The 11,950-nt window shown below is 39.4% G+C and carries 10 protein-coding genes; 4 read left to right on the forward strand and 6 right to left on the reverse strand.

Going from position 1 to position 11,950, the window contains the following annotated elements; all coding sequences use genetic code 11:
- Positions 1-13: 13 nt before the first annotated feature.
- On the reverse strand, positions 14-1,096 hold the full coding sequence (gene coxB / locus CEF16_RS06330; protein WP_091582722.1) for a cytochrome c oxidase subunit II: 1,083 nt from the start codon (positions 1,094-1,096) through the stop codon (positions 14-16).
- Positions 1,097-1,275: 179 nt separating this feature from the next.
- Complete coding sequence (gene cyoE / locus CEF16_RS06335; RefSeq protein ID WP_091582720.1) at positions 1,276-2,208, reverse strand: heme o synthase; 933 nt, start codon at positions 2,206-2,208, stop codon at positions 1,276-1,278.
- Between the two features lie 364 nt (positions 2,209-2,572).
- Between cyoE and CEF16_RS06340 the strand changes: the two genes are divergently transcribed.
- Positions 2,573-3,484: a COX15/CtaA family protein gene (locus tag CEF16_RS06340; RefSeq protein ID WP_091582717.1), complete on the forward strand. Its 912-nt coding sequence runs from the start codon at positions 2,573-2,575 to the stop codon at positions 3,482-3,484.
- Between the two features lie 96 nt (positions 3,485-3,580).
- On the opposite strand, the gene CEF16_RS06345 is transcribed toward CEF16_RS06340, so the two are convergent.
- The 4 genes from CEF16_RS06345 to glsA all read right to left on the reverse strand — a co-directional run bounded on the left by CEF16_RS06345 (position 3,581) and on the right by glsA (position 10,229).
- Positions 3,581-4,747, reverse strand: a complete 1,167-nt coding sequence (locus CEF16_RS06345) for a GNAT family N-acetyltransferase (RefSeq protein ID WP_091582714.1) — start codon at positions 4,745-4,747, stop codon at positions 3,581-3,583.
- A gap of 231 nt (positions 4,748-4,978) precedes the next feature.
- Entirely contained in the window at positions 4,979-8,428 is a 3,450-nt protein-coding gene (gene pyc, locus CEF16_RS06350) for a pyruvate carboxylase (protein WP_091582712.1), read from the reverse strand.
- A 493-nt stretch (positions 8,429-8,921) separates the two neighbouring features.
- Complete coding sequence (locus CEF16_RS06355) at positions 8,922-9,188, reverse strand: Fpa/YlaN family protein (RefSeq protein ID WP_091583199.1); 267 nt, start codon at positions 9,186-9,188, stop codon at positions 8,922-8,924.
- 105 nt (positions 9,189-9,293) lie between these two features.
- Positions 9,294-10,229: a glutaminase A gene (gene glsA / locus CEF16_RS06360; protein WP_091582709.1), complete on the reverse strand. Its 936-nt coding sequence runs from the start codon at positions 10,227-10,229 to the stop codon at positions 9,294-9,296.
- A 259-nt stretch (positions 10,230-10,488) separates the two neighbouring features.
- Here glsA and CEF16_RS06365 point away from each other — a divergent pair, with 259 nt between their 5' ends.
- The 3 genes from CEF16_RS06365 (at position 10,489) to CEF16_RS25245 (ending at position 11,883) form a co-directional block, all read left to right on the forward strand.
- A complete protein-coding gene (locus CEF16_RS06365) occupies positions 10,489-10,998 on the forward strand; it encodes a hypothetical protein (protein WP_091582707.1) in 510 nt (169 codons plus the stop codon).
- A 480-nt stretch (positions 10,999-11,478) separates the two neighbouring features.
- Positions 11,479-11,691: a hypothetical protein gene (locus CEF16_RS06370; protein WP_091582704.1), complete on the forward strand. Its 213-nt coding sequence runs from the start codon at positions 11,479-11,481 to the stop codon at positions 11,689-11,691.
- Between the two features lie 15 nt (positions 11,692-11,706).
- A complete protein-coding gene (locus CEF16_RS25245) occupies positions 11,707-11,883 on the forward strand; it encodes a twin-arginine translocase subunit TatC (RefSeq protein WP_170031648.1) in 177 nt (58 codons plus the stop codon).
- Positions 11,884-11,950 lie beyond the last annotated feature (67 nt).

An 11,950-nucleotide genomic window follows, 5' to 3' on the forward strand; every position in this document is an offset into this window, starting at 1 on the left:
TTTTTAAATTATTTTACTCTTCATCTTCCACGCTAAGAGTATTTAGATATTCAATAATCGCTTCCATATCCTCGTCGCTCATATCTGGATATGGCTGCATGTTATTACCTTGCTTGAACGATTGTGGATCACGGATCCATTCTTCTAGATTTTCATTATTAAAATCAATTACACCTGCAATATACTCGCGGTCTGCAAAGTTCGTAAGTGCCGGACCTTGTGCAGAACCTTGTCCTTCTACAGCATGACAGCCGATACAGCCTTGATCTTCAAATACTTGACGCCCTTCGGCTGCTACAGAATTTTCCTCTGGCGCTTCTTCTTCTTGAGACATACTATCAACCCATGCATCATACTCATCACGTTCCAAAGCCACTACTTTGAAATCCATTAGAGCGTGAGAAGGTCCACAGAGTTCAGCACATTTTCCTTTATAAACTCCCGGCTCATCTGCTTGTAACCACAGGCTGTTCTCAACCCCAGGAATAGTATCAATTTTTCCGCCGAGTGCCGGCACCCAAAATGAGTGGATAACATCGTTACCGGTTACATTAAACCAAACCTTTTCGTCAACGGGAATGTAGACTTCATTTCCAGCTGTAAAACCTTCTGGATAATCAAATTGCCACCAGTATTGATGTCCCGTTACATCAATGACAACAGCATCCTCACCTTCTTCTGCTGCTGCTTCTTCTGCTTCTTCACCTTCTTCTTCGCCGCTTGAGCCTGCGGCTTCCGGAGCTTCCTCAGCTAAATAATATGTACCTGCAATGGTTGGCACAGCAAGAATGACAAGCAATATAATTGGAATAATGGTCCACGTTAATTCCAGTGTCTTACTGCCTTCCACCTGTTTTGGAATCTCATCATCGCCAGGTTTTCTGCGGAACTTTACCACGGCAATAAAGAATAAGGTAAAAACAACAATGATAACTAAAGCCATCACATACAAGCTCAAAATCATGTTGTCAAAAATCCATTGAGCCTGCGGGCCATAAGGATCTAATGCTGTTAACCTATCCTCTCCGCACCCTGCCAGAAATAAAAGCATTGCGGACAAAGGAAGGAAACGCAATAAGCCTTTGCGTCCTTTCATAAAGCAATCAAACCTCTCTTTCAAGTAAAATAGTTACAAAATTTATCTTGTATTTATAGTCATTCTCCCTCTCGACCCTTTTTATGAGAAAACTGCATTCACAGGACACTTTCAAAAGTACTAAGTCCTGTGAATGTAGTAATTCGTTTTAAAGAGGTGAATTGCACCTTGCAGCGATTTTACATGTGGACAATGACCATAAGTACAAACAGTATGGTTAGGTAATTCAAGGAATACACAAACATTAAACGGGCCCATTTAATATCATCTTTCATTTTGAATCCTGCGAACCCTAAAAGCAGCCAGCCCAACCCTAAAGCAGCTGCTGCAATCGTATATACTAGGCCAAATTCATATAACAAAAGTGAAATTGGCAGCAGTGTTGCTACATATAAAACGATTTGCCTTTTAGTCATAGCAAAACCAGCAACTACAGGAAGCATTGGAATTCCTGCTGCCTTATATTCATGAGAGCGCTTCATAGCTAACGCTAAAAAGTGCGGCGGCTGCCAGATAAACATAATAGAAAACAACAGCCAAGCATAAATATGAAGTCCTGGATCAACTGCTGCCCAGCCGATTAACGGCGGAACGGCACCAGAAATGCTCCCAGCGACTGTATTTAATGTAGACACCCTTTTAAGCCACATCGTATATATCATCACATAAACAACCAAACCGATAATGGCAATAATCGCAGCAACCATTTCTACTGCTGCAAGCATCAAAATCCCGGCAGCAGACTGTATTAACCCTGCTACAAGAACATTTGTCGGTTTGATATTTCCTGTGACAGTCGGCCTTTCTTTTGTACGCTCCATTAAATGATCTATGTCACGATCAATATAATTATTTAGCGTACACCCCCCTGCCATAACCAAACCAGCACCAATGATTGTCAAAATAAGAATGTGCAGATTTTGAACCAATGGAAAACCTGTATATACAGAAGCAAGAAACAGACCTGTAAACGCAGTGATCAAGTTTGAAGTTACGATGCCCATTTTAGCAAGGGTTACGTAATCTTTCCAGGATTTCCCCCCAGAAACCGCTCTAGTCTCTTCTGTTTCTATTACTTTTGTAGATTCTATGGCCGTATTCGTCTTACTCAAACCTTTCACCCCCTTCAAAACTAGCGGTCGCAGACAATCAGCTTGTCCTTATGAAGAAAGCAAATATATCGACAGCATTTTTCTTGATTCTTCATCAATAAAAAGATTGTACCACATAACCGCATTGTGAGAGAAACTCATTCAAACTTTCTTCACCCAATATCATACTACAGACATTATAGCTTAAAATCATTTTTGTTTCATTAGTTTCACAAGTTTCACACTTTCTTCACATTTGTCCATTTCCTTTGAATGTTCATTCTTCTAAAATTGACTTTTTTCGTAGTTTTTCTTTACGATTAGAGTGTTATTGATCAAACGTTATTATTTACCGTCTAAAAAGGGGACGGGGAGGTGAAAGCAGATGAAAAATAAAGGATTAAAAATATTTGGCATCATTACATCCATTGGTATGTTAATTGTACTCCTGCAAGGGGCACTTGTTACAAAAACTGGGTCAGCAGAAGGGTGCGGAGCAACCTGGCCGCTATGTTTTGGAGAAGTAATTCCTGAATCTCCTGCACTTGAAACGATTATTGAATACAGTCACCGGCTTTGGTCTGGATTAATGGGACTATTCGTTATTATTTTGGCTGTGTGGTCCTGGAAGAAGCTTTCACATCTTCGCGAAACAAAATTCATGGCGCTTATGGCTGTATTATTTATTATGTTTCAAGGTTTAATGGGAGCTGGTGCTGTCATTTGGGGTAATTCCGATATTGTTTTGGCCCTTCATTTTGGTATTTCGACCATTTCATTTGCATCGGTTGTTTTATTAACCGTTCTTGCTTTTGAAAATGATCTGCAGCATGTTTTGGCACCAATTGTGTCAAAGGGATACAGAATCTATCTCTTTTTTGTGCTGATTTATTGCTACGCTGTCATTTATACAGGAGCGTATGTCAAACATACTGAAGCAACGTATGTTTGCGGAGGTTATCCGTTATGCAATAATGAACTTATACCGAACATGAGCGGCGGTTTAGGCTTTGAAATTGGTGTTCACTTTGCACATCGCGTTTTCGCAAGTCTGTTAGTGATTTTTCTTGTTATTTTGCTGATTTGGACATTGAAGCGTTTCCGAACGTATAAAAGTTTAGTTTGGACGAGTATTTTAGCAAACCTTCTCGTCTTTATCCAAGCCGCAGCTGGAATATCTGTCTTATATTCCGATAACTACTTAACTCCTGCCCTTTTTCATGCCCTTACAGTAACTGTTTTATTTACTATCTTAGGGTACATGGCAATGATTATTACCAGAAACAAAACTTCTTAATCAGACAAAAGCGGAGCTTTCCCATTTATGGGAAGCTCCTTTTTTGCTTAAGCATAAGATTATACAGCTTTTTGCATGGCAGCAGGGCGTTTTTTCCTAAAAAAAATCATAAATAAAAGGGGCATTTGTCACAACGCTTTGTTTCAGCTTTTGAAATTCTCTTTTGTTCCCTGCAATTTTGCCAGTATCAAAAGCTGTATCAACAGGTAAATACCCTAAAAAAACGGCGGCTGCGGTGCGGATGGACATAGAAAGGGCACCTTCTCCATTTCCTGTTTTTGTAACTTCATTTTTATTTGGAGCATAGGTGACATGAAATATACCGTCATTCCAATCACAATTTTCATCTCTTATGTGTAACGTAAGAGAATTTCCTTCTTCCAGCTTTAATGGATACTGTATTAAAAATCCTTTCATATCGATAATTCGTGCCATGAAATAACTATTTCTCGTTTCAATTATTTTAGGGTCCGGTAAAAAATAGCGTGTGGGATCATCAATCGGCGGTTTCACATCTGCTTCGTTTATCATCGAGTCATGATTGGCAATAAATCTCCAAATCTGTTGTCTTGTTTCTTCATCTATGGCAGCATACTCATGCACAGTCATCATTTTGTTTTTGACATTATAAATAATGTATCCTTTTTCTTCTCCGTCACTATTAGTATAAACAGCAATTTGTGCTTTTTTTATTTTTCGGTGGACATAACGCCACCAATTCTCATCGCGCTCAACAGCTCCATTATACCTCCGTGCGAAGGATTGATATATATTGTTAAGAATCGGCCAATCATCAATGGCAGCACGGTGGAAGCTGCCTTTTTCGATACCGCCTTTTTCTGGAAGCTGTTCTCTTTTTAAATGCCATGTAAGTGAATCTGAAAACAACTCCCAGCCGAACTTACGATAAAATCCTATGGAAAAAGGAAATAAAAAGGAAAGCTGATGCCCTCTTTCGTACATATCTTTTAAAGAAGCTTCCAATAGCTGCCTCACAAGACCGTTTCTTCTTGCTTCTGGCCAGGTAGCTACCCCGGAAACTCCCCCCATCTTCATTTTCCTGCCTCCTACAAATACATTGGCTGGCAGTATGTGAAGCTTTGACAGTAACCTGTTTCCTTCTGCAGCAACCCATGTATTCTCCGGTATCATAACTCGTTCCATGTTGATTCTGTCTTCATCAGACATTTCAAATTGAAAGGCAAATTGATTAAGTTCGAGGCTCTGTTCTAGCTCTGTTTCTTTTATTTTTCGAATTTCCATAGCGAACAGTCTCCTTTAAAGATGTAAGTTATTTTTCAGACCCAACCTTACCATTCTAAACCATTATGAATTTTCCTTCTTTTGATATGTTAGAAAAAATCGGCTTGCCGCCGAGTTACTGGGCAGAAGTCGTAGTTTTGCTTATACTTTGATCCTTTAATAAAGTTTAAATATTCCTAAAGTACAAAAAAGGCTGTCCTCTCACTCGGAGGACAGCCTGCAGTGATCAAATTAATTTTCAAGTTCAATTAATAGATCGCCGGATTCAATCGTATCACCGTCAGAGACATGAACGTTTTTTACTTCTCCATCAAATGGAGCTTGTACAGTCGTCTCCATTTTCATAGCCTCTGTGATCATAAGATGATCGCCTTTTTTCACTTTTTCTCCTTTTTCAACGAGCTTTTTAACAACTGTTCCTGGCATAGATGCACCAATCTGGTTTGGATTCGTTTTATCCACTTTCGGACGATCTGTGTCTGCTGTCTTTACATTTTGATCTTTAATTATCACTTCACGCGGCTGTCCATTCAGCTCGAAATAAACAATACGATTTCCGTTATCCTGCGGTTTAGAAATGGAAATAAGCTTCACAATTAATGTTTTTCCTTGTTCAATTTCTACTTCGATTTCTTCACCTAATCGCAAACCGTAAAAGAACGTTGGTGTGTCAAGAACTGAGACATCTCCAAACTGCTGGCGGAAACGTTCAAAATCCATAAACACTTTCGGATAAAGAGCGTAGGAGATCATATCATGGCTCGTTACTTGACGATCGAGTTTATGATACAAATCTTCTTTTACCTCTTGGAAGTTCACAGGCTCTAATCTTTCTCCCGGACGGTGTGTAATCGCTTCTCTTCCTTTTAAGATAATTTGCTGTAATTCTTTCGGAAACCCTTGATATGGCTGTCCAAGAAAGCCTTGGAAAAATTCAACGACTGAATCTGGAAAATCAAGGTTTTCACCTTTTTCATAAATGTCATCTTCTGTTAGATCATTTTGAACCATGTATAATGCCATATCTCCGACTACTTTGGAGGATGGTGTTACTTTTACTACATCACCAAACATGTCGTTTACGCGGCGGTACATTTTCTTTACTTCATTCCAGCGGCCCTTTAAGCCAACTGCTTTTGCTTGCTGCTGTAAGTTACTGTATTGCCCGCCCGGCATTTCATGTTCATATACTTCTGTGTGCGGCGCATTCATTCCGCTTTCAAAACCTTGATAATATTTACGGGTATAATCCCAATATTCACTAAGCTGCTCAAGAGCTTTTATATCAATGTCCGGCTGACGATCTGTTCCCTTTAATGCATAGTAAAGGCTGTTGGCACTTGGCTGAGAAGTAAGGCCTGCCATAGAACTTGCCGCCACATCTACAATATCTACGCCTGCTTCAACGGCCCGTGCATAAGAGAGAATACCGTTGCCGCTTGTATCATGGGTATGCAGATGAATCGGAATATCAATGGTTTCTTTCAACTCAGAAATCAACTGATAAGCAGCTTCCGGCTTTAATAAGCCTGCCATATCTTTAATACCTAAAATATGAGCACCGGAATCTTGCAATTGTTTTGCCAGGTTTTTATAGTAATTCAAGTCATATTTATCCCGTTTCGGATCAAGAATGTCACCAGTATAACACATGGAAGCTTCAGCAATTTTATCTTGTTCGCGTACTTCATTGATAGCAAGCTTCATGCCTTCTACCCAGTTAAGAGAATCAAAGATCCGGAAAACGTCTATACCAGCGGCAGCTGATTTTTCAACGAATTCTTTGATTACATTATCAGGGTAGTTTTTGTAGCCTACCGCATTAGAAGCACGAAGGAGCATTTGGAATAACATATTTGGCATTTTTTCTCTAAGTTCTATGAGACGCTCCCACGGATCTTCATGTAAAAATCTCATAGACACATCAAACGTAGCCCCTCCCCACATTTCAGAAGAGAAAAGATTAGGGAGCAATCTGGATGTCGGCTCTGCTATTTTCTTTAAATCGTGTGTACGAAAACGAGTAGCAAGCAGAGATTGGTGGGCATCACGGAAAGTGGTATCCGTAAGCAATACTTCTTTTTGATTTTTTACCCATTCAGCCAAACCTTCCGGGCCTTTTTCGTCAAGTATTTGCTTTGTTCCATTTGGAAACGGCTCACTATGTTTAATGTTAGGTACCTCAGGCTTTTCAAATATCGGCTTTTTCTCTTGTTCGAGACCTGGATAACCGTTAATAATCGTTTCACCGATAAATGTCAGCATTTTCGTTCCGCGGTCTTTTCGTTTCGGGAACACGAACAGTTCTGGAGTAGAATCAATGAAAGACGTATCGTATTCACCAGTTAAAAACTGTTCATGCTGAACGACATTTTCTAAAAATGCAATGTTTGTTTTAATACCGCGGATTCGGAATTCACGAAGGTTACGGAGCATTTTAGCTGCAGCACCTTCAAAAGTAAGCGACCATGTTGATACTTTTACAAGGAGCGAGTCGTAGTGCGGTGTAATAACGGCACCTTGGAAACCGTTACCTGCATCAAGTCGTACGCCAAAGCCGCCGCTGGAACGGTAAGCCATAATTTTCCCTGTATCCGGGAAGAAATTATTGGCTGGATCTTCTGTCGTTACACGGGATTGAATCGCATATCCATTGGTTGTGATCTTATCCTGGCTTGGGATCCCAATTTCAGCACCGTGAAGGGACTTTCCAGCTGCGATATACAACTGTGTTTGGACAATATCCACACCGGTTACCATTTCTGTAATTGTATGCTCTACCTGTACACGTGGATTTACCTCGATAAAGTAAAATTCGCCGTCTGGATTGACGAGGAATTCAACGGTTCCAGCGTTTACGTAATTAATGTTCTCCGCCAGCTTTAACGCTGCGTTACAAATGTTTTCACGAAGTTCTTGGCTTAAAGACACACTTGGAGCGATTTCAACTACCTTTTGGTGACGGCGCTGCACTGAGCAGTCTCTGTCATATAAGTGAACGATGTTGCCTTCTTTATCACCAAGAATCTGTACTTCAATATGTTTTGGATTTTCAATGAATTTTTCAACGTATACTTCATCGCTGCCAAATGAAGATTTTGCCTCAGAACGAGCGCGGTCATATGCTTCCTCTAATGCTTCGGGACTGCGAACAATACGCATCCCGCGGCCGCCCCCGCCAAGAGCCGCTTTAATAATAAATGGAAAACCATTTTCATCCGCAAATTTCTTTACTTCATCCAACCCTGATACTGGTCCGTCACTTCCAGGAATGACAGGCAGATCAGCCTTTACAGCCGTTTCTCTGGCTCTTACTTTATCCCCAAACATATGAAGGTGTTCGGTACCAGGGCCGATGAAAATGATTCCTTCCTCTTTACAACGTTCCGCGAATTCAAGGTTTTCTGATAAAAAGCCGTAACCTGGATGGATTGCATCCACATCATTGCTTTTCGCTGTTTCAATAATGCTTTCAATATCCAAATACGCATCAATCGGCTTTTTTCCTTCACCAATCAAATATGCTTCATCTGCTTTGTATCGGTGGAACGCACTAGAGTCTTCTTTGGAATATACCGCAACAGTTCGAATATGTAATTCGGTACATGCCCGGAAAATCCGGATTGCTATTTCTCCTCGGTTAGCCACCAGTACTTTTTTTATGTTGCCTATGCCATTCATACAATTCCTCCTTGGTATAATTTGCTCTCCACTCAGTCAATGATTCATTCATATAGATTTTTTGTTTTTATTTTCGTTGACTGACTCGTTGACTGACAATTCTAAATATAAATTATCATACCACGTATTGAGAATCTGTCAAAAAGTAGTTTGTAAAAATAGTACTAAAATATTATGGTTAAACGCAATTTCATGCATTTTTTTAAACTTTTTTCAAAAATTTCAACGTACAGGTCATTCTATCGCAGCATTAGCTTTTTCCTTCTGCCTGATTATTATTTAACATTGATAAGAATTTTTATCTAAATCCGCCGGTATACTTATTATTTATACATATTCTATCTTCCTCATAAACCTTTAAATTATGGCCATATAAAAACAAGGTAAGTAACTAAGCATCTATGAATAGGAAAGAAATAGATTACTACCGAGCTCTCAGGCACACATACTAATAAAAAAACCAAGCTACTCTTTAGAATAGCCTGGCTTTTTTCTATTTACCAACGGTGGCTTCATGAAATGCTGCCAGTTTCCGTTCAAGCTCAGAGAGGATATACTTTCCAGTTTCCTCATCAATTAAATTTAAACGAATGGCAAAGTCGATTTCACGGGAAAGGCCAAACATTTGCGTATCCAAAACCTCTTCATAAAGAGGACACTGGGGCATAGTGAGATTATCCATTTGTACTTCAATTAATTTCCGGATCTTTTCTGCGTCGGCTTTAAGCAGAGCGTATGCTTTCTCGCTATGTTCGGTCATCGCCTTCACGCTCAAGGTGATCCCTCCTACTCGTTAACTCCCTGTCCCTATCTTATCCGTTATGTGAAAAAAATGCAAGATAACTCTTATAGTTCTAGTAAATTTTTATGAAAATATGCTCAAGCTATATTTTTCTGCTAACGTTTCTAACAGCTTCAACCCAGCTGCGCTATTGCCTTTTTTATCTAGCGGAGGACTGATGATTCCCATTCCTGTGCCATCCGGAAGAGCAGCAACAAGCGCACCAGAAACGCCGCTTTTCGCTGGTATTCCTGCTTTAATTGCAAACTCTCCAGATGCATTATACATACCGCACGTGACCATAAATGTTTTAACAATTCTGGCTATCCGCGGGGGGATTATATTTCTGCCGCTGTTTGGATCCCTGCCTTTCTTTCCAATAATACTCCCTATACGAGCCAGATCTTTGCAATTTAACTGAATCGAGCATTGTTTAATATATACGTCAAGAAGAGACTCCATATCACCATCAATCACATCATGACTTTTCATGAAATAACTTAATGCTCTATTTAAATCAGCATTTTCCCGCTCCGATTTCGCTGTTTTTTCGCACACAGAAATAGATGGGTTATCTGTCAATTCATGAATAAATGTTAATAGCCTTCCAATTTTTTCATCTCCTGAATTTCCTGCTATTAAACTGGTTACTGCTAAAGCTCCTGCGTTAATCATCGGATTAAGCGGTTTTGATGGCTTTTCTTCTTCTAGAGCTTGAATGGTGTGAAACGGATCGCCAGTCGGCTCCATTCCTACTTTCGAAAAAACTTTCTCTTCTCCGTGGTCCATTAGCGCTAGAGCTAAACTAATTACTTTCGAAACACTTTGAAGGGTAAATAAAAAGTCGGCGCTGCCAGCAGCAACGATATGTTCGTCTTTATAAACGGCACATCCAAAAAGATCTGGGTTCATTTGATTTAATTCTGGTATGTATGTCGGCATACTGCCTGTTTTTGCATAAGGTTGCAGCGTTTGCAGCAATGATTCTAACTCTTTATTATCAATAAAAAGACTGCTCATTGGCCCTCTCCTTTTCATTAGTAAGGCAAAAGTATATGTTTTATCATTGTAAACGAGTTTCCTTGTTCTCATACTCTCTTAAAATTATGTTAGGATTAACAGGGATGTGTTTTTTACACTATTAGAAATGAATACGTTTTATTGTTAATAAGTATAAACAAATAAACGCCATTTAAAGGACATACGAATTCCGCTGCTTTGAGGCTGTTCCCTTTACAAGGCGGCAAGCTAAGTTTTCTATTTTAGGAGGAGATTAGACATGGACTTTATCGTTATGATTAATGGCAACGTTAAACACACAATAACGATTGACCCGACTGTGTGGATATTTGACGACCGCAAAATCGACCTGAAGACGTGGACGGGGGAAGAAAACAGAAAAAGTGATGAAATGGAACAGTATAAGAAAGACATTTCTAAACAATGGGATAAAGAGATAACCGAAGGAGCACAACTGCCAAAACGTAATCAAACTAACCGCATACGAACAAAGAAGGAAGAATTGATCAATGGTACTTTTGGTATCCCTTTTGGATCTTTTTTAAAAAATGCTGAACCTCATTCTGATGCAGCAAAAGTAGTAGTAGAGACTAATGGCGGTAATGATACCGATCATATCGTCAACCTTGAAGAGGCGTCTCAATTTGTGATTGGTTTTTCCGAAAATGGTAAACCATTAAAAGAAACTGGACCGGTTCACGTATATTATGGCGACGGCAGTAATAAACAAAACCCCATCACGCATGTAAAAGGATTTAGAATTGTCTAAAGTACATAGTATTATAAAGTAAAAGAAAGGGTTGTCTCACAAAGGGATAACCCTTTTTGGGGCTTTATACCCTGTTATTTCTTTTTTTATGTTAAATGAATCAATTTCATAAGTACTATTTTGATTATCAAAAACGAACATTATATCGACTGTAGTGGAAGGCGGCGACTCCCTCCGGAAAGGTTGATATACCAGGCGTTAGAAGATGATAATATTTTTTTGTTGTCAAAGAGCGTCGGATATATCCACCTGACATGAAAACTTGGTGACAAACCAAGTTTTTTTGTTTTTACATTTGTAAAACTCGGCTTGCCTTCGAGTCCTTATGGTGGAAGACTTAGTTTTACTTATACTTATTAAACAGTCAAAGAAATATCGTATGAATTGTGTATAATTTTTCTGCTCCTTGGGAATGTAACACTATTGATGGATAGAGCAGCAAATAATATTTTTACCTATTTGAAGGGAGAAAACAATTAAATGGCGGAAGACAAGAAAAATTCTACCATGACTCGACGAAAATTTCTTAAAAACTCTGGTTTTGTAGCCGGCGGTGCGATCGGCGGGGGCTTGTTCGGTTCTATTATCGGAAGAAATCTACCAGGCGGCACGACAGCTGACCCATCAACTGACTCCCAAAGCAATAAAAATTTTAATCAAGCCTTCATGTATTTTAGAAGGCAATCTGATTAGGTGCCGCTTGTCCTGATGTTTTTGACAGCAGTCGGCTTAGTGACCCCGCGTAAATTAAGAGAAAGTAGAAAATATGGGTATATTCTAATTGCTATAGTCTCTGCTCTTATTACACCACCGGATTTGATCTCTCAACTCAATTGTATTGGGACCTTTATTTGCCTTATACGAGTTAGGGGTAGTGCTTTCTAAAGTTATGTATAAACGTAAATGGGGAGAAGCGAACCAAAAAGCCTGCCGTGATAATTTTTCACAACAG

The sequence above is a fragment of the Alteribacillus bidgolensis genome (genome assembly GCF_002886255.1).
Lineage (GTDB): Bacteria > Bacillota > Bacilli > Bacillales > Marinococcaceae > Alteribacillus > Alteribacillus bidgolensis.